Origin of the sequence: Nonlabens ponticola, assembly GCF_003966335.1 — a bacterium.
GTDB lineage: Bacteria > Bacteroidota > Bacteroidia > Flavobacteriales > Flavobacteriaceae > Nonlabens > Nonlabens ponticola.
Genome location: NZ_CP034549.1, coordinates 2,482,693 through 2,509,588, shown reverse-complemented (window position 1 = coordinate 2,509,588; position 26,896 = coordinate 2,482,693). Strand labels below are relative to the sequence as shown.

The 26,896-nt window shown below is 39.9% G+C and carries 23 protein-coding genes and 1 tRNA gene; 8 read left to right on the top strand and 16 right to left on the bottom strand.

Features of this window, described 5'->3' with window-relative positions:
* Positions 1-187: 187 nt before the first annotated feature.
* Together EJ995_RS11435 and EJ995_RS11430 are read right to left on the bottom strand one after the other, a co-directional pair.
* Positions 188-1,027, bottom strand: a complete 840-nt coding sequence (locus EJ995_RS11435) for a phosphatase PAP2 family protein (RefSeq protein WP_206482243.1) — start codon at positions 1,025-1,027, stop codon at positions 188-190.
* 72 nt (positions 1,028-1,099) lie between these two features.
* Positions 1,100-1,864 (bottom strand): patatin-like phospholipase family protein, encoded by a 765-nt coding sequence (locus EJ995_RS11430; protein WP_126448528.1) that lies wholly within the window; start codon positions 1,862-1,864, stop codon positions 1,100-1,102.
* A gap of 102 nt (positions 1,865-1,966) precedes the next feature.
* Here EJ995_RS11430 and EJ995_RS11425 point away from each other — a divergent pair, with 102 nt between their 5' ends.
* From EJ995_RS11425 to EJ995_RS11400, 6 genes are all read left to right on the top strand, one after another.
* Positions 1,967-4,453, top strand: a complete 2,487-nt coding sequence (locus EJ995_RS11425) for a M14 family metallopeptidase (RefSeq protein WP_126448527.1) — start codon at positions 1,967-1,969, stop codon at positions 4,451-4,453.
* A 168-nt stretch (positions 4,454-4,621) separates the two neighbouring features.
* Positions 4,622-5,890 (top strand): M20 metallopeptidase family protein, encoded by a 1,269-nt coding sequence (locus EJ995_RS11420; RefSeq protein ID WP_126448526.1) that lies wholly within the window; start codon positions 4,622-4,624, stop codon positions 5,888-5,890.
* 224 nt (positions 5,891-6,114) lie between these two features.
* Positions 6,115-7,062 (top strand): aldo/keto reductase, encoded by a 948-nt coding sequence (locus EJ995_RS11415; RefSeq protein ID WP_126448525.1) that lies wholly within the window; start codon positions 6,115-6,117, stop codon positions 7,060-7,062.
* Positions 7,063-7,454: 392 nt separating this feature from the next.
* Positions 7,455-8,678, top strand: a complete 1,224-nt coding sequence (locus EJ995_RS11410; protein WP_126448524.1) for a hypothetical protein — start codon at positions 7,455-7,457, stop codon at positions 8,676-8,678.
* Between the two features lie 217 nt (positions 8,679-8,895).
* Positions 8,896-10,152: a cation:proton antiporter gene (locus EJ995_RS11405; protein ID WP_126448523.1), complete on the top strand. Its 1,257-nt coding sequence runs from the start codon at positions 8,896-8,898 to the stop codon at positions 10,150-10,152.
* Between the two features lie 249 nt (positions 10,153-10,401).
* Positions 10,402-11,574: a BamA/TamA family outer membrane protein gene (locus EJ995_RS11400; RefSeq protein ID WP_164549910.1), complete on the top strand. Its 1,173-nt coding sequence runs from the start codon at positions 10,402-10,404 to the stop codon at positions 11,572-11,574.
* A gap of 72 nt (positions 11,575-11,646) precedes the next feature.
* Here the strand turns inward: EJ995_RS11400 and EJ995_RS11395 are convergent, their stop codons facing one another.
* The 4 genes from EJ995_RS11395 to EJ995_RS11380 form a co-directional block, all read right to left on the bottom strand.
* A complete protein-coding gene (locus EJ995_RS11395) occupies positions 11,647-12,000 on the bottom strand; it encodes a nuclear transport factor 2 family protein (RefSeq protein WP_126448522.1) in 354 nt (117 codons plus the stop codon).
* A 59-nt stretch (positions 12,001-12,059) separates the two neighbouring features.
* Positions 12,060-12,680 (bottom strand): SRPBCC family protein, encoded by a 621-nt coding sequence (locus EJ995_RS11390; RefSeq protein WP_164549909.1) that lies wholly within the window; start codon positions 12,678-12,680, stop codon positions 12,060-12,062.
* A gap of 43 nt (positions 12,681-12,723) precedes the next feature.
* Positions 12,724-13,227: an SRPBCC family protein gene (locus EJ995_RS11385; RefSeq protein ID WP_126448520.1), complete on the bottom strand. Its 504-nt coding sequence runs from the start codon at positions 13,225-13,227 to the stop codon at positions 12,724-12,726.
* A 154-nt stretch (positions 13,228-13,381) separates the two neighbouring features.
* Positions 13,382-14,260 carry an RNA polymerase sigma factor gene (locus tag EJ995_RS11380; protein ID WP_126448519.1) on the bottom strand — a complete coding sequence of 293 codons (879 nt, stop codon included), beginning with the start codon at positions 14,258-14,260 and terminating at the stop codon, positions 13,382-13,384.
* Positions 14,261-14,551: 291 nt separating this feature from the next.
* Here EJ995_RS11380 and EJ995_RS11375 point away from each other — a divergent pair, with 291 nt between their 5' ends.
* On the top strand, positions 14,552-15,700 hold the full coding sequence (locus tag EJ995_RS11375; RefSeq protein WP_126448518.1) for a PAS domain-containing sensor histidine kinase: 1,149 nt from the start codon (positions 14,552-14,554) through the stop codon (positions 15,698-15,700).
* A gap of 24 nt (positions 15,701-15,724) precedes the next feature.
* Here the strand turns inward: EJ995_RS11375 and EJ995_RS11370 are convergent, their stop codons facing one another.
* From EJ995_RS11370 to EJ995_RS11325, 10 genes are all read right to left on the bottom strand, one after another.
* A complete protein-coding gene (locus EJ995_RS11370; protein ID WP_126448517.1) occupies positions 15,725-16,108 on the bottom strand; it encodes a DUF983 domain-containing protein in 384 nt (127 codons plus the stop codon).
* A gap of 44 nt (positions 16,109-16,152) precedes the next feature.
* The gene (locus tag EJ995_RS11365) at positions 16,153-16,566 is read right to left on the bottom strand and encodes a DUF6691 family protein (protein WP_126448516.1); all 414 of its coding nucleotides are present in this window, start codon (positions 16,564-16,566) and stop codon (positions 16,153-16,155) included.
* Positions 16,563-17,126, bottom strand: coding sequence for a YeeE/YedE family protein (locus EJ995_RS11360; RefSeq protein ID WP_126448515.1), 564 nt, complete (start codon positions 17,124-17,126; stop codon positions 16,563-16,565). Before EJ995_RS11360 ends, EJ995_RS11365 begins: the two co-directional genes overlap by 4 nt.
* A gap of 126 nt (positions 17,127-17,252) precedes the next feature.
* Complete coding sequence (locus EJ995_RS11355) at positions 17,253-18,281, bottom strand: serine hydrolase domain-containing protein (RefSeq protein WP_126448514.1); 1,029 nt, start codon at positions 18,279-18,281, stop codon at positions 17,253-17,255.
* 35 nt (positions 18,282-18,316) lie between these two features.
* On the bottom strand, positions 18,317-19,645 hold the full coding sequence (locus EJ995_RS11350) for an MBL fold metallo-hydrolase (RefSeq protein WP_126448513.1): 1,329 nt from the start codon (positions 19,643-19,645) through the stop codon (positions 18,317-18,319).
* A 184-nt stretch (positions 19,646-19,829) separates the two neighbouring features.
* Positions 19,830-20,630: a sulfite exporter TauE/SafE family protein gene (locus EJ995_RS11345; protein WP_126448512.1), complete on the bottom strand. Its 801-nt coding sequence runs from the start codon at positions 20,628-20,630 to the stop codon at positions 19,830-19,832.
* Between the two features lie 60 nt (positions 20,631-20,690).
* Positions 20,691-21,317: a Crp/Fnr family transcriptional regulator gene (locus tag EJ995_RS11340; RefSeq protein WP_126448511.1), complete on the bottom strand. Its 627-nt coding sequence runs from the start codon at positions 21,315-21,317 to the stop codon at positions 20,691-20,693.
* Between the two features lie 182 nt (positions 21,318-21,499).
* Positions 21,500-23,722, bottom strand: coding sequence for a T9SS type A sorting domain-containing protein (locus EJ995_RS11335; protein WP_126448510.1), 2,223 nt, complete (start codon positions 23,720-23,722; stop codon positions 21,500-21,502).
* 581 nt (positions 23,723-24,303) lie between these two features.
* Positions 24,304-24,377, bottom strand: a tRNA-Arg gene (locus tag EJ995_RS11330).
* Positions 24,378-24,466: 89 nt separating this feature from the next.
* Entirely contained in the window at positions 24,467-26,314 is a 1,848-nt protein-coding gene (locus tag EJ995_RS11325) for a DUF4139 domain-containing protein (protein WP_126448509.1), read from the bottom strand.
* A 49-nt stretch (positions 26,315-26,363) separates the two neighbouring features.
* Here EJ995_RS11325 and EJ995_RS11320 point away from each other — a divergent pair, with 49 nt between their 5' ends.
* A complete protein-coding gene (locus EJ995_RS11320; RefSeq protein WP_206482295.1) occupies positions 26,364-26,888 on the top strand; it encodes an adenine phosphoribosyltransferase in 525 nt (174 codons plus the stop codon).
* Positions 26,889-26,896: the final 8 nt, after the last annotated feature.

The window sequence follows — 26,896 nt, the reverse complement described above, 5'->3', positions numbered from 1 at the left end:
TTATTAACCGCTTAATAAGGCTAGTGTCAGTGACGACAAATGAATCCAGGTGGCCAGTTAAAATGTATGAACTTCTATGCGTTAAGGATCGCAGCGGCATCTCTCGCTTTTTTCTAGCGAGAATATAGCGTAGAGCCTGACCACCCAAATTTTGGGTGGGAACGCCCTAATGAACGTGCTTGAAGATCTAAAAAGTATAGGAAACGCCTATATGCTGCATACTGAATGAGAAGTCCAATGAGGTCTTTTTAGGAGTCTGGTTATACTTTTCAGCATATTTTCTATCCAGGTACAAATCGATCGCCTCTACCATAAAATAACTCATCGCCCAACTCAAGAACACGTCGCTGGCCCAATGCTGGTCGTCATAGATGCGCGACAAGCCTGGAATAACGCCTACGGTATAAATACCAGCTTTTACCCATGGATTTTTAAACTGTTTGGCAATCACATGGGCGTTGGTAAAAGTCAAAACGGCATGACCCGACGGGAAAGACCTGTAACCAGCGCTGCCGCCAAAAGGCTTGAAATGATTGCGACCCAATTCCTTGCCAGGTCGCGCACGACCTGCAAGACTTTTCGTCAACTGTTGTAGAAACCCAGTCGCTGTTGCGGAGCTTATAAGCAGCACACCAGTGCGACGCAGTTTTTCATTTTTAGTAAACAGTCCCGTTAGGTAAACAGCACCCATGGCACCGTAATTATTTTGTGGGGCACCAGCATAATAGCCGTAATCGAGTAAAATCTCGGGCACATCATCTTTTGTATCGCGCGCAATATCGCGGATGTCGCCATCGACAAATAACAAACCACCAGTAACGGCAGCAACGCCACCTAATTTGATAAAATCATCACCTTGCCAATACAGCGGCCGTGAATATGCAAAACCAACGCCCTGAAAAACATTACCCATATCATAGGTGAAGTCCTGCCACAGGTTGGTCTCGCCACGGTCTATTACAAATGAATCTTGTGCTTGTAGATTGAGAGCTGATAGTAAGGCGATCAGCGCCAGTACTTGTTTCATAGATACTTGTTGGTACATGCAAAGATAGTCCTGCATTAGGGAACTGCCCGAAAACAGACAGTAAGAATGTACTTAATCGGCTAACTGCGCTAGGATGCTAGGCATTTGCTGCAAGGTACGATCATAACCTATGCGGAAAAGCTCTTCGGATTTTTTGACGTCAAACATGCCGTAGTTGAAGGAATCTTCCAGATCCAAAACGATGTCGCATTGCTTGAGACGCAATTCTACATTTGACCAGACATTAAGCTGAAAGATACGCTCACTGATCTCGCGTATGCTCGTCACTTTTGCCATCTCGTCATGCGGGCAAATGCTCACGCCCATGATGGTCAAGTCCTTGTCAAGCAGCGTTTCTACAGGCAGATTGTTGAGCACGCCGCCGTCAACATAGGTCATGCCATCAATCTGGACAGCCTTGAATATAACTGGTATGGCGCAAGAAGCGGTAATGGCAGTAGCTAGATCGCCCGAATTGAGAAATTCTGCACAGCCTTTATTGAGGTTGGTTGCACATACATGAACGGGAATTTTCATGGCGTCAAAACTATTTTCGGGCATGTGTTTCATCAATAGTTTCTTGAGTGCTGCCAGTCGGTTCCAGTTGCGAGTGATGATCTGGAACTTGAAGATATTTACAAATTCATCCTGCAAGGACATTTCTAGAATTTCCAGGGGCTTGTAGCCATAACAATATAAGGATGCTATCAGCGCACCAGCGCTAGTGCCAGAAAGTTGTTTAGGGTAAATGCCGTTCTCGTTCAAGGCTTCCAGAACACCTATGTGAGCGCTAGCTCTCGCGCCGCCACCAGATAAACACAGGCCTAGATCTTTCATAGTTCTCAATTATGCCTCAAAGTAACCTAGATTTTTGGCCAACTGCAAACTCATGCGAGATATGCTTGATTTGGATTAGTTTAGTAAACTCAAATAGCAACTATGATTCATCGCTTTACGCTCGTTTTATTTTTTTTGATCAGCACCATTTCACAAGCGCAATTACAATCGCCAGCAGATTTTCTTGGTTATGAATTAGGTACTGCGTTCACACGCCATGCACAGGTTGTGGATTATCTGGAGCATGTGGCAAATAACTCACCACTTGTTACTTATGAAAAATATGGTGAGACCTATGAGCGCAGACCGCTTACTTATGTAGTGATCACGAGTTCTGAAAATCATCAAAATTTAGAGAGCATACGTAAAGCCAATTTGCAGCAAACAGGCTTGATAAACGATGGAAGTGCAGTCGCCGATAAATCCATCGTCTGGTTATCCTATAATGTACACGGTAACGAGGCTTCATCGACTGAGGCGGCGATGAATACCATTTATAAATTGATTACCGAAAAGAAAGACTGGTTGCAAAACACCGTAGTGATTATGGATCCATGCGTGAATCCTGACGGGCGCGATCGCTATGTAAATTGGTTCAATCAAGTGGCGAGCCAGCCTTATGATCCATCACAAGCCGCAGCCGAGCATAGCGAGCCATGGCCAGGTGGTAGACCTAATCATTATTTATTTGACCTGAACCGCGACTGGGCATGGGCCTCGCAAATCGAGACGCAGGAGCGCCTCAAGGTTTATAACCAATGGATGCCACACGTGCATGTGGATTTTCACGAGCAAGGCATCAACAATCCGTACTATTTCGCACCAGCTGCAGAGCCATTTCATGAGGTTATCACAGATTTTCAGCGACAATTCCAGACAGAGATTGGGCAAAACCACGCCAGCTATTTTGACAAGGAAGGCTGGCTATACTTCACACGCGAGCGCTTTGACCTTCTGTATCCCAGCTATGGCGACACATACCCGACTTACATGGGCGCGATAGGAATGACTTATGAGCAGGCTGGCCACGGCCGCGCTGGACTAGGCATCAATACCGATGAAGGCTATGAATTGACACTAGTCGATCGCGTTGCACATCACACTACTACTGGATTGTCCACAATTGAGGTGGCTTCAAAAAATGCCCAGCGAATCAATAGTGAGTTCAAAAAGTATTTCAACAACGACGATCTCAAGTTTAAGAGTTTTGTGCTTTCAGGTACCAGCGATCAATATAAATCACTAGCCTCTTTGCTGGATCAACATGAGATAGCATACAGCTTTCGCGAAAGCGTAAACGTTACGGGCAAACCATACAATGGTAAAAGCTCTGGAACACTCAAGGCAGATCTTGCCATGGTTATTCATACAGACCAACCCAGAGGCAAGATGGTACAAGTGCTTTTTGAACCACAAACCAGCTTGAGTACGCCGGTTACTTATGATATCACAGCCTGGAATCTCGTGCATGCTTATGGTTTTGATGCAGTCGCGAGCAGTAAAAAGGTCAGCGTTGGAACTGCTACCACACTCAAATCTAATTATCAAACCATACCCAACGCCAATGCAGGTTATATCATCTCATGGAACGGTATGGATGATGCTAGATTTCTGGCTGCCTTACTCAAGGATGGTATCAAGGTGCGCTTTTCAGAAAAACCATTTACCAATAATGGTGTTGAGTACGACCGCGGTAGCCTGATTATTGCCAAAAGCGACAATGTGAGAAACGCAGATTTACTAGCAAAACTAAATCAGTATGCTCGTGAATATGACCGTAAAGTGGTTGCTGTGAATAGTTCCTTTGCAAGCGCAGGTCCAGACTTTGGATCACCTGACGTCAAGTTGATCAACGCACCGCGCATCGCCTTACTCAAAGGCGACAATATTTCTTCCTTGAGTTATGGAGCTGCATGGCATTTCTTTGAGCAGCAATTGGAGTATCCAGCGACTAATCTAGATTTAGAGGATTTGGGCAGAGTAGAGCTATCCAATTTTGATGTGATCGTGATGCCTAACGGCTATTACGGCAGCGTACTCAACGATGCAGGTTTGGATAAAATCAAAACATTCGTACGTAACGGCGGTAAGGTAGTTGCGATAGGTAGTGCGATGAATTCTTTTGCTGGTAAAGAAGGTTTTGCTTTAAAAAATAAAGAAGAAGAATCAGAAGATGAATCTAAAGATACTGAAGCCGACTTCACACCTTATGCAGATCGTGAAGTTGAGAGCACCAAGTATTTTAATTCAGGTAGTATTTTTAAAGTGAATTTGGATAAAACGCATCCGTTAGCTTTTGGGTATGGCGATGAATATTATACGCTCAAACTAGGAACACAATCCATGGATTACTTGAGCAATGGTTACAATGTAGGTTGGATCGATCAGGTAAACGCAGTTTCAGGCTTTGTTGGCACAGAAGCTAATCGCGAATTAGAAAACACGCTCGTTTTTGGTGAGGAGCGCATGGGTTCTGGTAGTTTTATTTATCTAGTGGATGATCCATTATTCCGTGCTTTTTGGGAAAATGGAAAATTGTTTTTTGTGAATTCAGTGTTCTTGGTGAATAACAATAAGCCTACTTTGTAGTCAGGTTTAGTTCATGAGACGTAGCTCTCGACTATCGCTCGAAGTGGTTGCTTTTCTTTGACCACAAAGTGCTTGAACCAATATCGAGCGATAGTCGAGATATGGTTTGTTAGATAATCCCATCTCAAGATATAATTCTATTTTTAAGCTCAATAAATCAAACCCGCCATGAAATATATTCTCTTTCTCACCGCTTTTGTTCTACTGATATCATGCCAACAAAAACCATTAACTCAAGAGCAACTGAATAAGGAACTAGCTTCTCAAAGTCTAGCGATGGAAGAAGATTTGATCGCCTTGAGACGAGATTTACATCAATATCCAGAACTTGCAGGAGAAGAAACACGTACGGCGAAAACTATTGCAGAACATCTCAAAGAATCTGGACTAGAAGTTCACGAAAACATAGGTGGTTATGGCGTTGTCGGTATTCTCAAGACGGATAAACCTGGCAAGCACATCGCATGGCGAGCAGACATCGACGCGCTGGCAACCGATTTTGAGGATCCTGTGGCATTCAAATCGGTCCATGATGGTGTGCGACACATCTGTGGGCACGATGTGCATACCACGATCGGCTTGGGAATTGCGCGCAATTTGAGTCAACTTAAAGAGCAATTGGCAGGAACATATTATTTCGTCTTTCAACCAGCTGAAGAAAACATTACAGGAGCCAAAGCGATGCTAGACGAAGACCTGATGGAACTGATCAATCCAGACGAATTCTATGCAGCACATATAACGCCGTTCCCAGCTGGTGTGATCGCCACAAAGCCCAAAGAGCTGTATGCGCATTATAAAGAAGTATCGCTTACTTTGAACACAACCGACTCAGAAGACATCAGATTTGTATCGTCCAAAATGAATGATCTTTCTAATGTAAGCAATCCTGAATTTGGAACAGACGCATCTTTTGAAGATCCAGTCACGGGTATCGCGGGTAGCAATACGATGTATCAAGATTATACCTTATTAGAAACAAGTATCTATCCAAATTCAGAAAATGATCAGACCGTTCTAAGAGGTTATTATAGTTTCAGCGATCAAAATCAGTTGGATACTTTCAAGAAGAATCTTCAAAATATGATAGATGAGAGTCCGCTAGATCAGGTAGTCATTGATCATAACATCAAGCCCGTTTCTTATGTACTTCAAAATGATCCTGATGTTACTGCTCAATCGGTCAAAATCCTAATGAATTATTACCCAGAATCGGTTGTAGAGCTTAGTGGTGTTTTCCCAGGTGGACGCAGCGATGACTTTGCGCTATTCTTAGAAAAAGTGCCAGGTACCTATTTCTTTCTGGGCGGTTCTAATTTTGAGCAGAATAAAATCAGCATGCCGCACGCGCCTATTTTTGAGGTAGACGAGAGTGTCATTCAAAAAGCTGTGGAGCGTTTTAGTGTCTTAATGACGGCTAGAGCACAAACTGAATAAGTTATCAGATAAGTATTTTATAATAAGAAACCTTATTTATGTTACGCTTTCGCGAAAGCGTAATCACCAATGTCCATTTTACAAGCAGCTCTCAGAAGCAAAGTTCATCATGTATTTAGTTTTGTCCTCGCAGCTTAAATATAGCTTTGCTGAAAGGATTTTAGCATCAAATTCAGAGGATTCATATCTTCTCAAGCTAAAGTTTAGAATTTGATATTATGAATATGACAACGAAACCAATAGGAAAAACTGATTTAAGAATACCACCTATCGCTTTTGGAGGTAATGTATTTGGTTGGACAATCGACAAGAAACAATCGTTCAAAATGCTGGATGAATTGTACGAGCTAGGCTTTAATTACATCGACACGGCAGATGTTTATTCTCGATGGGTTGATGGGAATAGCGGTGGCGAGAGCGAGCGCATCATAGGTGCGTGGATGAAAGATAGAGGCCTGCGTGACCGAATGATCATTGCTACCAAAGTAGGTATGGATGTAGGTCAAGGTGGAATAAGCCTAGCGTCAGATCACGTGCATAAACAGATTGATCAAAGCCTTAAAAACCTACAAACAGACTATGTCGATTTTTACTATAGCCATCGGGATGATCCAGATCTAACGGTTGCAACGATCATGGACACACATGCAGATCTTATAAGTCAAGGAAAGGTTAGGCATCTAGGAGCGAGTAGTTTCCCGCTAGACCGATTCAAGGAATCACAAGACTATGCCGCAAAACATGACCAGCCACGCTATGAGATCTATCAACCAGAATATAGTTTGATAAATCGCAATGACTTTGAGAATGGTTATCAAGAATATGTGCAACAAGAACAGATCGCGGTGACTAACTATTGGGCGCTAGCAAATGGCTTTTTAACCGGTAAGTATGATTCTATTGAGCAAATAGAAAAAAGTGAGCGTTCTGGTAATTTGAAAAAATATTGGAATGATCGCGGGCGTGCCATTTTAAAAGCGCTAAAGACAGTATCTCAGGATCTAGCCATCTCACAAGCAGGTGTAACCATCGCCTGGACCATGGTGCAGCCTGGAATTACCGCGCCTATTGTGAGTGCAACAAAATCCTCACAGCTCAAAGCTTTCAAAGAAGCGATAAGCTCAAATCTTACCGGTGAGCATATCAAGCTATTGAATGAGGTAAGTGCTTAAATTTGTACTTAGACATTTTATGTACACTCAAATTTTAGATTTCTGGTTCGCAGAGTAACCAGATTTAGATTTACATAGGTACAATCATTCTCGTCTTTTTAATTCTTGTGCCCTGTAAAAAATCTAGATAAAAATTCGTTTAGGATCGCAGGCGTTGTCATTCTGCCAAAAGTTATAGGGAGAAAAGAAATTCAATGGAAATAGACCATCTGATAAATTTTAAGATGCATTTACTTTCTTAGTGGTGCTAGTTTTTTATTATCCATTTTCTAAAATAGACATAGATGAGTAGGAATTAATAGGTCATATATCCCTATAGGGAACAATTTGATTTCTAATAAAATTTAATAAACCTATTTTAGCGGCCAGTTTTGAAAATCGTAAATTCTACTATGAAACATTTTTTTACACTTTTATTTTTTTTCTTCCTAGTTGCTGTTCAGGCACAAACTAATAAAGAAGATGCCTATCGAGTTGATGAATCAGGATCACGTACCATAGGAAAAATTAAAATATCAGAATTTCTTAAAAACCCTGACAGGGTTGAATTTTATCCAGAAAATGGTCAGCAAGTGGTTATGACTCCATTCAATACAAGATCTTTTGGAACGTTAGAAGATGGATTATTATATCAAAGTTCAAAGATTGATGTTGATTTGACCAGCGATGTTGAACCGATAAACAAAGTGTCACCCACTACAATCGAAAAACAAGTGTTTTTAAAAATACTCATAAAGGGCGAAGGAACACTAGCCGAATATTCTAGTGATAACAATACTAGATATTATGTGAAAACTGGAACAAGCGATTTTAAATTACTTAATTATCAGGAATATCTCACCGCTGATGGTTCTCAAATAGGTAAATCACGTGATTACCAGCGACAGATAGCAGAATTATTAGACTGTAATTCTACCGACTACCAAAAATTGGGTGGTTTAGGCTATAACCGCAAAGATCTCTTGGAATATGTAATCGATTATAATGAATGCACGAATAAATCATATTCAATAATTAGCAGAAAAAATAACCTATCATTACTTTCAGGAAGAATCAATGCTGGAGTAAGCTCTCAAACTCTATCTCCATCCAAAGATTATTTTAGGCAATTTGATGGTGTCAATGAAACCAGCATCCATGTGAGCGGAATTCTTGAAGTACGTTTTGATAGAAAACGCGATAATTGGTCTATAATTTCTGAAATAGCATATAATTCTCAGGTTGAAGGTTCTAGTACATACCAACAACAATTCACAGGTAATGGGCTCGAATTTAGGGACGAAGAAGTCTATATAGAAAGTCAAAGCATCGATATTACTATAGGAGCCTTAAAATATCTTTACTTAAATGAGAAAATGTCTTTATTACTATCGGCGCAAGGAGGAATTTCTAACGTATCATCAGATAGTTTTATAGAATTTGGCGATAATGGAGAGTTTGGTGCTTTTCCATTAAGTGATTTAATTATTTATAAGGCCGGTATTGCTGCAGAATTCAAAAATAAAATCAGTTTTAAGATAGAATATTTTGGATCCTCTACCACTAAAGAAAGCACTGTTAATGCAGAAGTCTTAAAAAGCGGTTTAAATTTAAAAGTCGGGTATAGGATATTTTAATTCATTTTTTCTCTGGGAATTTAATTAACCCTCTTTTTAATTGAACAGCACTTGATTTTCATTGATTGACGTATTTGTTCTTGATATAAAACTTTAAAGAAGATTTATCATATTGATAGTGAAAGCTTAGTTATTGAATTCAGCCTTATTTCTCATGATTTTTAGATTATCGTGATAGGCATTATTTATATTTCTAGTTCTTTAGCTCGTTAGGGGAATGATACAATCTCTTAGTCTTATTTTTCCTATTGCCGTGATTTTTTGTCTAATCAATCACAGGCTTTTTAAATTGCCTTCAAGTATCGCTCTAGTGATTAGTGGTGCTGCGGTTGCTATCAGTATTTTATTATTGCAGAACTTTTTTCCGTCTTTGAGAGAGTTTGCGGTTGGAACGCTAGATACTGTGGATTTTGGTAGTATTTTGCTAGATGGTTTTCTGGGGTTTTTGCTTTTTGCGGGCGCTATTCATATAGATCTACGGCAATTGGATGTTTCTAAGTGGTCTATTCTCGCTTTCTCTACTGTTAGTGTCCTGATCACCGCGACGCTGGTAGGTGCAGTTACTTTTTACCTAGCGCCATTAGTAGGTGTTGAGATTCCGTTTGTGTATTGTTTACTTTTTGGAGCCTTGATTTCACCTACAGATCCTGTAGCCGTGCTGGCTATTCTGGGAGATTCTAAAATCTCTGATTCACTGCTGGTAAAGTTTAAAGGCGAGTCACTATTTAATGATGGAATAGGAGTAGTGCTGTTTGCCGGAGTTTTGCTCGTTATCAAGATGACAAACGACGGAAGTTTTGATGGTATATACAGTGAGGTAGGCTGGTTGTTATTGAAAGAAATAGGTGGTGGTTTGATGTTAGGCGCTTTGATTGGTTTTATTGCCTTTCAAGCCATAAAGTATGCTAGTGGTGCGCATCAATTAGTAACTATGATAAGTCTGGCTGCGGTTGTTGGCGGTTATTCTGTAGCTCAATTTTTACATGTTTCAGGACCGCTAGCGATGGTTGTGGCAGGCTTGATAATAGGTAACCAATTGCATCTAGAAGATGAAATAAATGAGTCCCATGAGGTGTTGACCAGCTTTTGGGAGATGATCAGCGAGACACTGGATGCTATTGTTTTTTTTATGATAGGACTATCTATTACAAGTGTACAGTTTTCTTGGAATACGTCCATATTGGGAGTGTTGGTTATTATTTTAGTTCTAGCAGCTAGATTTGTAAGTATTTATACCCCTTATAGTTTGCTTAAACACGATAGTCAACACCGATTATCCATAGCTACCATTCTTACGTGGGGTGGCTTGCGAGGAGCGGTTTCTATTGCTTTAGTATTGGGAACGACAGATATGGATTACTCAAATACATTACTGGTACTCACCTTCTTTGTAGTGATATTTGGTATTGTAGTACAGGGTTTGACCATAGGCAAGGTTTATCGATCGTTGTTTAAGAATGACACGATGCCTTGAGATTATTCTGTGATCGTTTATAGCAATTTGTTTTTTCCAAGTTACGCTTTCGCGAAAGCGTGATCATCTGTAAAATCTGTCATATCAGGAAAGTCCCAATCACGCGATCTTTTAATAATATTGACTATGTAAACTTTAGGAGCGTGAGCGAATACGCTTTTTCACACTAATTTTATCTTAAATAAAATGCGAAACAGGACATGTTATAGATAAGTAATCTAATTTGCCAATTAAGAAAAACACTACCCTTTGAAAAAGAAATACCTAGCACTTAAGCGCATACTTCTCGTTTTACTTTTGATCGGATTTGTATTGCCTACTACTAGTGACGCACAAATCTTTGAAGACGCCAAAGAGTTCTTTACTTTTTACCCCAATGCCAAGGCGGTAGAAAAAGATAGCACACTTTATCCATCAAAATTTATTGCAGCACCCGTAATCAGTTTCTCGCCTGAGACTGATTTCGCCTTTGGAATAGGGGCAAAATACCTATTCAAATTTGCTGGTAGTGGTGAGGAAACGAGAGTCTCTAATATGCCTATCACGTTTCAATACACGCTCAATAATCAATACTTTTTATATTCTGGTTTTGAAATATTTACCAATCAAGAGAAGTTCGTTATAACAGGTAACATCCTTTTTCAGAATTATCCACGTTTATATTACGGTATAGGCCGTAATACAGAAGAAAGTGCTGAAGAGGTTTATGAATACAATCAACTATTGGTAGAGCCTATTTTTCTCAAGCAGATGTTTCATAGGTATTTGTTCTTAGGCGGTGGTTTGCGTTACAACCATATTTATGAGACAAAGGTGGAAGAAGATGGCCTGATAGCACAAAATATGCGCGATGGATTTGATGGGTCAACATCTGTAGGTCTAGAAGTTGCAGCGCTTTATGATGATCGTGATGTCATACTTAACGCGAGCGAAGGCTGGTATGTAGAGTTTACCCATGGAGAGTATGGTGAATTTCTAGGCGGTACCAATAAGTTTCATTTGACGAGACTCGATGTGAGACACTTTTTTAAAGTTTCTGAGAAGAATGATGATGTTCTTGCCTTCCAGTTTCTGGGTCGTACGGTTCGTGACGATTTACCATTCTCTGAGTATTCATTCTTTGGTAGTAGTGAGATTATGCGAGGCTATCGAGAAGGACGATTTGTCGATAGGGATCTAGTAGCTGCTCAAATGGAGTTCCGTAAAAACTTTAAGAACACCAGGCTAGGTGCTGTAGCTTTTGTTGGTACGGGTAGTGTGTTCAATAACATTGCCGATTTCCAATTTGGTGCCTTGAAACCTAATTATGGTTTTGGAGTGCGTTATAAGATTGACAAGACAGAGAACTTGAACTTGAGATTGGATTGGGGCTTTGGCCGTGGTACCAACGAGATATACCTGGGAATTGCTGAGGCATTCTAATCAGCAACTCTATTATAAATTAAAAAGCCCTTGAAGTTTTCAAGGGCTTTACTTTTTGTGTAAATGTTGAGGTTAATAGAAAAATTGTTCCGAAACTATTTTGCCATCCTCAACCTTATAAACGATGATCTCATCAAGTGGCCACTGGTTGCCGTCTTTTAAAGTGACCGTCATTTTATACGGTAAGGCTATGTAATCTCTTGCAACGATTGCATCGCCTACTTCAAGACCATCTACCGCAGCGATGTTTTCCTGCATGGCAGCATCCTTTGCTTTGATCGCTGGTACGCCTTCTACTCGAGCAAAGTGCTCTGACTGTGGCTCGATATGCACGGCTTGTGGATGGAATAGTTCATCATAGACTGTGTTGAATTCTCCTTTTCTCAATAGTTCTACTAATCTGTTTGCTAGCTCTTTATTATTCATATTTCTGTTTTTAATGATTTTATGTATCGGTACTAATCTCAAGTTGTTGCAGCTGGGCATTACTTGGTTTTGATTACCGTTGGTTCTGGATAGTTATCCTTGATCTCTTTATAAACACCATTACCGCCACGTACGATCTCGCCTGTCTCTACATAGTGTTTTAAACCTACAAGCGTGCCTTTCAATTGTTTTTTGAATTGACCTTGAGCCATAACGCCCATAAAGGCAGGCTTTGTTCTAAACTGGAATTCATAACCAGCCGTTGAGGTGCCATCACCGTTATCCTTGACCGTGTAAAATGCTCTTGAATTATCAAAATTGAGAGGCAGTTTCTTACCGTCGATCACACGATTGGTCATGATCATGTTCTCCTTGTCAATGGCGACGATTTCTTCCTTTGCCCATTGTGTACCTTTAGCATTGAAGTCGCATTTGCGCTGCGCGCCTACTTTACCTTCCAGGCTCCCGTTGATGTAGTCAGATGTGTAGATGTATGGTGAAAAGTTGGATATTTCTCCATAATCTGTAACCATGGCTTCCCAGACTCTTGCGGCTGGCGCGTCGATGTCAAGCTCTACCTTGACCGTTCTGTATTTTTTGTCCATGGACTGACCCATGCTTACTACAGCTATCATTGAAAATAATAGCGTTGGGATAATTGATTTTGTTGTGAATTTCATTTTGTTATTTTTAAAAATTAATGATTGATCGTATCGATCGTGATTAGGCAGCCTTTCTACCTTTTTTCTTAAAATATTTAGCGTCAGATTTTTTCTTGGCTTCTGACTGTTTGCCATTCTCCACATAGAATTTTAGATCCTCTAGTGTCTGATCAATATCCTTTCTCACTTTGGGCTTGATCATCCAGCCCATGAGAATTTTTGGTAGGGTAGCGAGTTCCATATTCATGTGCATGCTCACGCTGGATGTATTAACCGCAGTAGGCGTTACTTTCCAATCTGCCTGTGCAGATTTCATGATAAATGGTGTGTCATCTACGTGGTAACTCAGTTCCATTTTTTCTTCATTGACATGATCTAGAATCTCGCTTACCTGACCTAGTGAGGTAGAGCAGGTACGACCGCCATGCTGTGAGCCTGAAACTTTTCTCAATTGTGATTCATTGACTGTGCTCGCCCAATCGCAGGCCTGACCATAATTCTCATACAGCGTTTTCCAGACAGCTGCAGCGGTGGCATTGATGTGTACGGTTTTCTTTATTTCCATGATGTTTGTTGTTTTTATGCTTTCGCGAAAGCGTAACTCTCAAAAAGCTATTTACATCTTAGATTCATATAGTGTATACCTGTGACAACATTGCAAGAAAAAACCCGAACATAAGTCCAGGTTTTGAGGTTTAATGAGGTGTGAGAAGTGATAATTAATTCAAATTCATCAGATTTTTGATGTGTTGATCATTGACGATATCCTTAAGAAAGGTCTGCTTGTCAAAGTCCTTCTTGAAGGGTAGGTTGCCGTAGAGTTGCGCATATTTCTCATCAATGATATCCAACATTTCATCTGCATCTTGTTTGATCTCGTTCTTGAACTTTGAATATTCAGATCGATTAAATAATAGATTTTTGCTGTCTATGACCTTGTTGTCCATAGCAAATGTCACCTTCTTATGACAGCGACAAGGATTTGACTTGTTGACCAGGCCGCATTTCTCATTCATGAAGTTGTAAATATCCTTGCGTGCTCTAGACAAGCGCTGACGGAAGTTGTCCTTCGAAATTTCCAAAATCTGTGAACCTATGGAATGGTCTGCATTGAACATCTCGCCTAGAATGTAGACGAGTCGCTGCTCGCGAGTAAGGCACAACAGCATGCCGCTCATGCAGCTGTAATTCATCTCGCGTATAAATTCCTTCTTCTCCTGTTGTTCCAATGGTGTGAGTGGAGTATCTGGGGTCATTTCCAGACCTTGCGCCATTTTATCAAAACTTTCAAAGACCGACTCGTTGGGTCGTCGCTTTGACATCAAGAAATGATTTGCCACAATGCGGTATGCCCAGGTTCTAAAAGCGCTGCGGTTCTCAAACTTGGATAGATTAGTAATGATTTTTATCGTTGCTTCTTGGGTTAGATCTTCAGCATCTTTGGGATGGCGCACCATTTTCCAGGCGATGTTATAAATAAATGGTTGGTGTTTTAGGATAAGCTCTTCGAGCGATTTTTTATCACCATCTTGTGCCTCACGCACTAGTTGTTCATCTGTTTTGTCACTACTGTATTCTTTTAGAAATGGATTGTGCATGGATCGTTTTATTAATTAGATGCAGTATCATGAGATGTGTGACAACTTACCTAATTATACTGAGAATAAATAAAACATAGGAAATATCGCTTGTTGAGTATTACAGTGCGTTTTGCGCGACACCGTTAAACTATTTTGCTGGTGCTATTTTCCATCTGTTTAATTTTCAGCTATTTAAAATTCCTTGACGATTTTATTTAATCATATCTTTTTTCCCAATTAAATCATAACGATTTCTTGATTTCTTACAAAATTTAATTAAAAGACTATCTTGCTAGGCAATTAAGTATTATGAGACCTAGTACACAGGTAAAAAAACAACTCGATAGCTTGAAAACAGCATTTGAGGATTTCAAAAATCTTGACTTCAGGATTTTTGAGCATATGCCTATAGGTATTTGTCTCACAGATGAAAATGGTATTTTTACTGATGTAAACTCTGCTTACCTAGATACTTATGGTTATACTAGAGATGAGCTTATAGGTGAGTCATTCACTAAGGTAGTACCTGTTCTTGATCAAAAAGATCTAAAGAAGACACATAAAAAATTCTTCAATAAAGATCAAAAACGCGCCGAAATCTTTACCGTGCGCAACAAACACGGTGAGGAATTTGAAATTTTTGCACATTCAACGCGCATCGATATTGACGATGAGAAGTGGCGATTGATGTCGTTCATAGCACCTATAGACGAGCTTCCTGAAACGGTAGAGCGTATGACTAGCTCATTAGTCTTGATGGAGAAGAAGATCACCGCGCAAAATAATGCAGCAGATCTATCTGACCATCAAATGCGCAACAGCATAGGCTCTATAATTACCGTTGCTACCATGTTGAAAAAGTCATCTCTTGATGAGATGCAGACTAAATGGGTAGAATTTATTGAACGTGCTGGTCATAGAACGTTAGGCATACTGGAAACTACTAAAGATTTCGTCCAGATGGAAATGGGTGAGTTTAAGCCTAAATATGAGGATCTCGACATAGTTTCTACAGTAAGTAAATTGAAAGAACAGCTCAAAGATTTGACTGCTGCCAAGCAAAATAGAATAAGACTAACTGTCGAAGGTAAAGAAGCTCAAAAACCTACGGTGGTAAATGTCAAAGCAGACGAGACCTATGTCAATCACCTGCTTAATAATTTGATTACAAATGCAGTAGAAGCCGCACCAGATGGTTCTACTGTTGGTATAGATGTCTCTTCAGCTGATCTATTGGAAATACGTATCAAGAATGAGGGCATGGTGCCGGAGCATGTTCAAAAGCGATTCTTTGATAAGTACGTTTCTTCAGGAAAAGAAAAAGGAACTGGTCTAGGAACGTACATTGCACGCCTTATAGCACAATCTCACAAAGGTGACATTACCTTTGAAACCGATCAAGAACAAGGCACCGAGCTTACCGTTACCTTGCCATTCACAGTCGCAGAAATGAACTAGAGACTGATTGCCTCATTTCGCAAATTACTTACTTTTCAAACCAGCATCCTTATCATAGGAGATAAAGAGATGCGCCCAGATAGATTTTGCAAGCGCACCGGTATAAGGCCATATTACTACAAGAACTACCAGAATTGCTAAAAAAATATATAAAGGATTTGATGCAATATCCAGCAGTAGCATGATGACATATGTGGCTACTGCAAACGCGACACCTAATCCGTAGGAAACATACATACTACCATAGTAGAAACTAGGTTCAATCACGAGCTTGAAATCACAATTAGGGCAATGCTGATTGACCTTGTTGAACTTAGATATTTTGTACGGATGTGACTCTAACAAATTTCCCTTTCGGCAATGTGGGCATTTTAAAAAAAGTAAGCTTACTATTTTGCTCGTGGCCATGATTTTTCTTTGAGAATAATTGAAGTTACGCTTTTATTTAACGATTAGTGCGGCAATCTATTTCTAAGCAGTCCATAGAGAAACGTTCCAAATATGGCTCCCAATATAACAATCAATACAGAGCCAAAACCAGCACCTGCAAGTACGTACATGGGTCCAGGACAGGCTCCTGATAACGCCCATCCCAAGCCGAAAATAATTCCACCAAAAAGATAACGAGCGATGCTTCTGTCTTTAGGCTGTAAACTCATCTCATTACCGTCCACCGTTTTAATATTCTTGCGCTTTATAATTTGAATACCGACAACACCAAGTGCCAAAGCAGATCCAATGATACCATACATATGAAAGCTGCCAAATTTGAACATCTCATAAATCCTGAACCAAGATGCAGCCTCTGATTTGAACATGACGATGCCAAAAAATATACCTATAGCTAAATAACTGATGTACCTCATGCTGTAAAAATTAAAGGGTAAATAAAGTTGATCATCACTAGGCCACCTATAAAGAAGCCTATCACTGCGATCAACGATGGTAACTGTAGATTACTCAATCCAGAAATAGCATGACCTGAAGTACAACCACCAGCATAACGTGCACCAAAACCAACTAGCAAGCCACCTATTAACAGTACAGCTATAATCAATGGATCTGACAAGGCTTCAAATCCAAATATTTCTGGTGGTAAGTAAGCATCGCCAGCGCTATCTATGTTGTAGTCGGTAGATAGTTGTTGTGCGATCTCTGGATTGATTTCCACCGTGTTGTCACTCAAAAAATTTGAGGCGATAAAACCACCAATGACTGCGCCTAGTACTACCATCAAATTCCAACGCTCTGCTTTCCAGTCAAATCTAAAAAAGGATGCTGCTTTTCCAGCACCCAATGCGGAACATGTAGTGCGTAAAGGCGATGACATTCCAAATTTCTTGCCAACTAGCAGCAGCAAGAACATTGTTAATGCTATCATAGGTCCTGCCACATACCATGGCCATGGTTCATAGATCCTGTTCATAAGGTTTAATTTTAGAGCAAATGTAATTGACAAGAATTGCAGTATGTGTAACATGAGTTACGCTGGCTGCAAATAGAACATAGATTTTTCAAGATTACGCTTTCGCGAAAGCGTAACACCAAAAAGCTATTGTCTTAATATTTTCAGGATACGACTATACATTATTTCTGACATGTTCCAGTTGTAGCCTTCAAAATCTACAGTATTTGTGAACTGGATAACCACGGTATCCATGTCAGCATGGTATTTTGCTATGGTCTGATAGCCAGGAATAAGGCCCGTATGCTCATAGACATATATCGAGGAATAGATTTGTTGTTCAGTCGAGTCTGTAAATACGGTGCCTTCATTGAGTGCCCTGATAAATCTGCCTAAGTCCTGTGCCGTGGCAAGCATTCCTACATCTTCAGTTTTGAGATCGTGAGGATAACCCACATAGTAGCCACTCATGACATTTTCAATGTTTACTTCATTTATGGATGTGTGAATATTATTTAATTGTAAGGGTTTGAGGATTTCATTTTCAATATATTGAAAATGATTGTAGCCTAGAGTTTGATCTAGGATTCTGCCCAATAGCAAATAATTTGTGTTTGAATAACCATAATCAGTGTCAGGCGCAAATTCTGCTGGTTGGTCTGTAATAAGATTTAGGTTTTCTTCGACTGTGTTTTTGGGATTTGCCCAGTAGTCTTTAGTGTACGTATAATCAGGAATACCGCTGCGGTGCTGCACTAGCATTCTCAAAGTAATCTCATCAGCATTTTTGACGTTTTTACTCAGGTCTGGTAAATATGCTGCAAGACTTCTATCCAGCGATAAATGATTTCTGTAACTCAGTTTTGCAACCGTTAGAGCTTTGAATAATTTTTCTACACTAGCAATCTTGAACAATGACTGCGCGTCTGCTGGTGTTTTGCTCTCAGTGTTTTTGTAACCTGCTGTATAGAATTCAGGTGGTTTGCCTTTTTGATCCACATACACGATGATGCCATCAAATCCGTATTCATGAACTTGATCTATCTGTTCCTGCACCGTATCTGGTAAGGGCTGTATCCACGCCATGACAATAGGCCAAGGCACAAAATATAAGGAGACCGCCGTACCTATTAATAGAAGCACCCTAAAAACCAATAATGATCGTTTTTTTGACATTACAATCCGGTTATGTTTTCAGGGTGCAAAAATACTTATTGAAACTGCTTTACATCATCGCTCAAGTCATAAACCTTTACATCATCAAGCGCTTTGCTCAAAATACTACTACCTGCAGCGCTGCGGTAACCGCCAGCACAATGCACCACAATAGGTTTGTCAGTTGGTATTTGATCTGCGGTGTCACGCAACTCGTTCAATTGGTGCGCTAGGGCACCATCAAATATTTTACCTTCATCAATCTCGCTATTATTGCGTATGTCAACGATAGTGTAGTTCTCAGGATGCTGTTTAAAATCTGATAGGTCAAGTCTCTCTGTTGTATTCAAGCCGTTATTTGCTAACGTGATCACTTTGTTAAGTTGCTTTTCATAACCTATTTTGGCAATGCGATGCAGCAATTTGTCTTTGTTTTCTTTTTTGTCAATGACCAGTGTGAATGCTTCTTTTGGTTCAACGATAGAGCCTAACCAGGTCTCAAATTTAGAATTGTCCGATACAGCCATGATGTTGATGCTGCCAGGCAAATGACCTCTCTTGAAATCAGCCTCATCGCGCATATCCACGATCAAACCGCTCGCCTGAGCACTTTCTTCTAAAGGTATTGCATCAACACTAGGTTGTAAATCAGCTGCGCCTTTTTTGTTGAGATCCACGTCGTACCCAAAATAAGATGGGATAAATGGTTGTCCATCGAGAATGGTATTCATAAACTCTTCTTTGCTCTGCGACTGGAAAGCCCAATTGCTGGCTCTTTCATCACCTAGGGTGCTGCTCGCGGCATCACTCATATTTTTACCGCATAAAGATCCTGCACCATGCGCAGGATATACCAAGGCATTATCTGGTAGATCATTAAATTTAGTAGTAATCGTTTCATACATCATCTCGCCCAGCTCTTCTCTTTTGGCTTGCATGTTGCCTGCTTTCTCTCTCAAATCTGGTCTTCCTACATCGCCTATAAATAAGGTGTCGCCTGTAAATAGAGCAGTTTCTTCTCCATTTGTAGCAACGATGGTGATGCTGTCTGGCGAGTGACCTGGCGTGTTAATAGCGTTGATCTTCACGTCTCCTAGATCGATATGATCACCGTTGTCAAAAGCCTGATGCGGATAGTCAGCTCCTAATTTTTCAGAATTATAAATGGTAGCGCCAGTCGTTTTGTGCAGTTCAAGATGCGAGCTCACAAAATCTGCATGGGGATGTGTTTCTATAACAGCAACAATTTTCGCATTGTGCGCTTCTGCAAATGCTAGATATTGCGCAGGATCACGTTCAGGATCGATTACAGCAACCTTTCCATTACTCTCAATGGCATAGCTATAATGTGCCAGCGGCTTGTATTCAAATTGCTTGATATTCATCTTTCTTTTTGTTTAAAATTAGTCACGCATTGTATAGCATTCGGTAACTTTTGATACATTTTACCACTTTTTAGGGCTTTTTTGCATCTTTTTTCATGTTTACGATATGTTTTCTTGTTTAGATTTATGATGATTGTTACGCTTTCGCGAAAGCGTACTTATAACAAACTGTGTAACATTCAAATCATCCTGCTAGTTCCTTATAGATGATGTAAATACCCATCACGAGTACAAACCAACCAAACGCTTTCTTGAGTTTCTTACCGTCTATAAATTTGTTGAGCCAGACGCCGATAAAAATCCCGATTACAGATAGTCCCGTAAAAACCAAAAGGAAATTCCAGTCTATTGCTAGATTTTGAACGTCGCCCACAAATCCAATAAGTGACTTGATCGCTATAATAAAAAGTGAGGTGGCAACCGCTTTTTTCATAGGTAGATTTGCCAGCAAAACCAATGCGGGAATAATGAGAAAACCGCCGCCTGCACCTACAATTCCTGTGATGGTTCCCACGACCAGACCTTCAATAATGATTAGCGGATAGTTGTATTTGATTTCGGTTTCTTCCTCATTTTCCTTTCTGTTATTCCTAACCATAGAGATGGATGCCAGCAGCATAATAACGGCAAAGAATAGCATGATCGCTAGGTTCTTTGTGACTTCAAATCCGTCGATCGAGAAAAGAATTTCTGGAATAATTGGGATCAAGAATGCCCTGGTTAAATAGACAGCGATAAAGGCTGGAATGGCAAAAATGATGGCGGTTTTGAAATCTACCATGCCTTTAATCATGTTCTTAACTGCACCTACAAGAGATGTAGAACCCACGACAAATAGGGAATAGGCGGTTGCCGTAACGGGATTGATGGCTAGTGCATAGACCAGAATGGGAACGGTTAAGATAGAACCACCACCACCTATTAATCCGAGAACGAGACCTATGAGCAGCGCACCTGAGTAGCCTAGAATTTCTATGATTTCCATATTCCTGTTTGAATTGGCATCAAAATTAGATGCCAATCATCGGAATGTATGTAACCCTTGTTACAGGACCTCGATAAAGCTGCGGTGTAATTTGATCTTGCCGTTGATTTCCATCTTTTTGAGCAGTCTTGATATGACTACACGGCTTGTATGCAGGTCCTGAGCTATTTCTTTATGAGTAGTATAGATGTGTTTGCTGTTCAGGATTTTTATTTTGTCGTCTATGTAATTCTGCAAACGCTCGTCCATGTTATTGAAAGCAATGTTGTCTATGCTTTCCAGCATTTCCATCATGCGTGAGTGGTAGCTGGAGAATACAAAATTGCGCCAGGACTTGTATTTGCTGGACCATTCTTCCATTTTGGCAATGGGTATCATGAGAACTTGGGCTGGCGTTTCGGTCACCGCGTGGATTTCACTTTGCGTGTGTCCCATGCAACAGGTAAGCGACATCGCACACGTATCACCTTTTTCAAGATGGTAGAGTAGAAGCTCGTCGCCATTGCTATCGGGTCGCAAGATTTTGATACTTCCAGAAATGAGCAGCGGCATGGATTTTACAAACTGACCAGGCGTTATCAAATCTGTGCCTTCTGCAACCTCAAGAACGGTTGCTGTTTGCTCAATTTCTTCCAGAAGAGCTGGCTCAAACTGATTTGCAAAGTGTCGTTTTAGTTCTTGGATCATGTAAATGCCGCTTCTGAACTGCATTAGTTATTTAATGAGCTCATAATAATCAAAGATACTGACCTAGATAAAGAGAAGATTAGTTGAGCATAGAAAGTTTTAGTTTAGGATCTACCAGAAATACTATTCTATCTTGAAGGATTGCGAAATTCTTGCTTTAAAATGAAGGTCTATGACAAACATTACAACTTTATTACTTTAAAGGTTTTTGACTGGTTGTCATTCTTTAGAGCGATTATATAATTTCCAGTCTTAATGTTGGAAACATCTAAACTTCCATTGAAATTATCTTGACTCATCATTAAGCGACCCGTCAAATCATAAATTTTAAGGCTAGCATTTCTAATGTTACCCTGAATGCGCAGTTGTTGTATTACTGGATTAGGATAAAGTCGTAAACCAGAGTTTAACGTTTCTTCATTGGTAGATAAGGTGGTTCCCGACAATTCTAAATTCGTTGGATCTAATGCTAATACATAACCATCAAAACTGCCTTTTGAGCTGTCCTTGATAACTCCTTCGGTCATTCCGCCCATGAATAATAGATTATTTTTGAATGCTGAAAAAGCCCGATCCTCGTGAGGCGTTCCTAGCTGCACGCTTGCCAACACGTTCAAATCTGAATCTAATTTATAAGCATACACATCACCTGTGTTTAAAGAGATATCTGCATTTGAAGCGAATAAATTACCGTAAGTATGTCCAACCAGATAAATATTGTCCTCGCCATCAATTTCCATTTTTCTAACCATGTCAGATTGAGGAGTTCCGAATTGAAGTGTCTGAGGATTAGTTAAACTAGGGCTATACTTTCTCACATAGGCATCTCCTTGACCTTGATGACCACCCTGTAAATTACCAGATGTGTATCCAGCTATGTAAATATTACCTTCACTATCAATAACGTTGTCCATTACCCAATCCGCTTGTGAACCAGGAGAAGAAAACACGATGGAATGCGGTCTAGTAGGAGTTTCGGCATAAAGATTATCGTAAACAGATACAAAGTTATTTGCACCTCCAGCAGCGATATACCAGCCAGCAACTACAATTCTGTCTTCTGATTGTGTAGCACCTTTCTTGAAATATAATCCACCCCAAGCTTCTGCACTTGCTGAAAATCCTGTTGCGGTAGTTGGTTCAATAACACGCCAGTCATTACTCAAATCAGAGGTTTTATGCCGTGCGACTAGATAAGCATTATCGGTACCACCATCTCCATTATTTGGTGATCCTTGTCCAGATACATAAAGTCCACCATTTTCATCCAGCACTATATTACCATATCCATCAATACCACTATTTCCCCATTGATTTGATGCCACAAGAATACCCGTGTTTATATCTATTTTCAATAGAACTCCATCCCATCGTCCAGCATTAGAATATCCTGGAATAGCGTCTAATGTACGGCCGCATACATAAATATATTCTTCGTCTGTGACTGCATCAAATAAAAGCGCACCATTTTTTTGTGGTAGAGAGTATACCCAAATGGACTCTCCAGACGGATCGATTTTAGAAATAAATATTTCATTATCGATATTTCCATCACCCGTTAGGTCACTATCAGTAGCTCCCATGAGATAAACATTTCCATCGCTATCAGCGGTCATGCCTCCTATAACTTCTTTACCAGGGCCACCATATTGAGCTATGGCTTGCGGAATACTAGGAGTTGTTTCAATTGGAGTAGAGAAAACAAACTGATTTCTATTGTCAAGGTCTAAGGTTTGTGATTGATTACAAAGGGTAGAATAATCCTGCGGTGATGAACCGCTAACGTTGTCTTGCAGATCGTCACATGGAAAGATGAAAGCAATCAAGTCCACTTCACCAGTAGCATTGAAATTTGCAGTGTGAAATAGATAATTACCAGATGTATTTACTCCTTCAGATTCAGTTGCCTTGAGTAATTTATAATCTAATGGTTTACCATTAAGCTCTATTGCACCAAACTCGTAATCAAAATGCTGAATTACCATATAATCATTATCAATATTATCCGAGCCACTAGAAAAAAATGGTAAGTCGTATGCTGAGGTTCCAAGAATAAAGCGATCTCTGTTTCCCGTGTCATAGGCCTCATTTAGGTCTGTGTTTAAAACACTACGGGCATACTTGACTGAATTTGATCCAGGAAATTTTTCTGACGGGCGCACTGGCATGAAAGTGTCGCTACCACCATTTTCCCCATCGATGTAATCAAAGTTCATGATAGTATATTCCAAATCATTAAACGGAGTTCCTGATCCGAAGGAAAGTGATCTTCCAGCAAAAGGTATCATGTCTATCGTTTCACGTGGCATAGGTGGAAATGCTGCTGCAGCATCCAAAAGTTCTTGCCTTGTCTGTCCTAAGGCACCAGTAGTAGTAAGAATGATGATAAAGTATAGGATTCTCATGAGGCCAACATTTAGAATTTCCTATAAGACGTGAATTAATCAAAAAGGTTTGAAATGAATTGCTGGATTATAATTGTAGGCTTGAAGAAATCAATTAGCAAAAGCGTATTTCAGATTTATAATTTGATTTCTTGAATAGCTTATGTAATTAAGCATCAAATATATATCAGCCAACGCTTGGTATCAGTACATTGATTATTATGGCCCTCACGGTCATAATTCAAGCCAAAACTGAATACTCTCTTGAGTTTACAATTAACGTTTATTTGAGCATCCTTTCCTGAGTGTAGTGACCTCGACGGGATAAAATAACCTGGCAAAACTCCGCTTTGAGAATTCCACAAACAAAAAAAGCTCAAGGAAACTTGGCGTTTTTTCTTATCAAGCTATTCATTCGTGACCTCGACAGGATTATTCACATGATCCTGAATGAGCTCAAAGTTGCAAATAAGAAACTACGCCACTCCTTAGCTCGTGGCTGATTTTGTATCTCTTTTCATTTATGAAAGCCCTAAGGCTTTCAACACTTCAAGAAACACAAAACCACGCTCATTTTTATGAGCGTGGTTTCTTAAGTGTCGTGACCTCGACAGGATTCAAACCTGTAACCTCTTGAGCCGTAATCAAGTGCGCTATTCAGTTGCGCCACGAGGCCTAATAGTGCTAAAATCGTTCTTTAGCGGGTGCAAATATAAAACTTTTTTATAACCATAGAAGGAAATAAAGAACTCTTTGTAAGTTTTATCAATCTAGATTGATACGCTTGTTCTTAGGATATTCAAGCTGATAGCTAAATCGCTTTTTTACTTGGGATCCAGTATTCAAATTAATGTCCCATGTAAGCAGCCGCGTTTCCTGATCCATGGTAGCATCGCCTGTTTCAATATCATCGACTTCTATTTCTTTATTGCTGCTAATTGGAATGCGATCCTGTAATTTTAAGTCGATAGATTTACTGCGGTTATTCTTGACAATAATTTCATAAACCTTGTCAACTCGTTTTTTGGTGCCAAAAATTGATTGTGACTTAAAATCAGTTACTTCTTTGCGTTCGACGCTTATTTGTGGATCGACGCCTAGGCTTACAGTCAACGATTCATCGGTAGTATCAGTATCAAAGTATATGCTACCAGTAAAACTGTCGTCAAAATACACACTTGCCTCAGCAGGTATTAAATTGAGGCTTTCCCAGTTCTTCATTTGAGCGGTGAGGAATACATTTTGATTGATGACTGGAGCGCTATAGTATCCATAGGTGGCATCCAGCTTATCTTGTGAAATAGGAATATCGATGGTCTCGCCAGTCGATGGTATTGAATAGGGTAGTCGCAATTTATAACTACGTGAAGCTAAATTTTCTTCCACGGCACTTACGGTAGATAATTCCTCTTTATCTTCTACTGATGCTGTAACATTTGATTTTTTTCTAGTTGAAGTTCTATAACCCGTAACCACAACCGCATCTAAGCTTACAGATAATTCAAAGTTCATTGTGCTTGCATAGATAGGACTTGTTACACTCTCATAGCCAGAAAAACTTGTAGTTATTGAAGTTCCGTCCGTTATCTCTAGTCTATAATTACCGTCAAAGTCTGTTGTAGTTGCATTATTTGTACCTCTAACAATTACAGTTGCACCTAAGAGTGGTTCTCCTGTTACGTCAGTAACTTTACCGCTCACTGTTTTGACTGTAGGATTGTATCTACGGTTGCCACGACTTACAGACATACTCCTTCGATTGTATCTCACAAAATTTAGACGCTTCTCTTTTAAATCTGGCTTTGTATTGTCTTGATAGGGATCACTAGTGGATAAAGTGATCATCGCGTTATCCCAATCAGTTCCTGTTGTTTGGTATACTTGTCCTTTAAATTTGAGGTCAACATTATTGCTGCCACCAGCGGCATAAATGTCATAATAGGGCACCCAGCCGGCATTACTCAAGTTGTAAGTAATCTTTATCGTTGATTTCATCGCTTTGGTACTGTTAATGGAAAGCCTAATTTCTCCACGCATTTCATTTGCTGCAGGATTGATTTTTGACTTTTCGTTTTCAAGCTCCGTTTGTCGCTCTAGTAATTCCTCAATAGTGTCATTATATTCATATTCCTTAAGGCTCAACGCTTCTAGACGGTCGTTGTAATAGCTGGCAAAAGCCTTTACTTGGGCAAGGCTCATCCCAGTATCCTTACTATTAAGTTGACGATTGGTTTGTAGTATCGCAACTTCTTCACGGTTCCCTTTTAATCTAGAATTAAATTGATAAAGCGCTTGTTGCACGCTGTCTAGGCTTCTAGTTATTAATTTAAGGTTTTCACTTGAAGTTTTTTTACTCAACGATGTGGTACTGTAATTTACGCTTGACAAACTCATACCATTAAGTTGTGATACCATAATGCTCTCTGATGTGATTTCAGGCGACAGGTCACTAATGACGATCTCGTTGCTACCGCTTATTACAGTTAATTCAACGTCTCTGGTAACGCGAGCTCCCTGTAAATAAATGGTAATGTCTTTGATTCTGGAATTGGCACTTTCTTGTGCATTGCTGCATAGAGAGAAGGCTAAAAGTAATAAGGGTAAGAATCTCATAAGGAAATTGTTAGAAAATTGCTGGTCTTGAATGTCGCAGTATATTTAGATCATGAAAATAGAAGATTTAAAAGGATTAGTGCAGGATGTACCTGATTTTCCTCAAGTGGGAATCGTGTTTAAGGATATTTCCCCTTTGTTAGCTTCCGCGAAAGCGAGAAAGACAATAACCTCACTGCTAGCAACAAAATATAAGGACAAGGAAATAGATGTAGTCGTGGGTATGGAATCGCGAGGTTTCCTTTTTGGTACGCTGGTGGCTGATGCGCTTGATGCTTCATTTGTCATGGTACGCAAGCCTGGTAAATTACCTGGAGCTGTGGTGCAGGAACAGTATGATCTAGAATATGGTCAGGATACTCTAGAGATACAGCAGCACATGATTCCTAAAGATGCTCGCGTCCTCATACATGATGACGTGCTTGCTACTGGCGGTACAGCATTAGCTACTAGTCAACTGATTGAAAAATGTAAAGGCACCGTGGTAGGTTATAGTTTCCTAATTGAACTTGATTTTCTAGCTGGCAGAAAGCGATTGAAACATAGTCCGGTCCATAGCCTCATACATTACTAAATAAATAA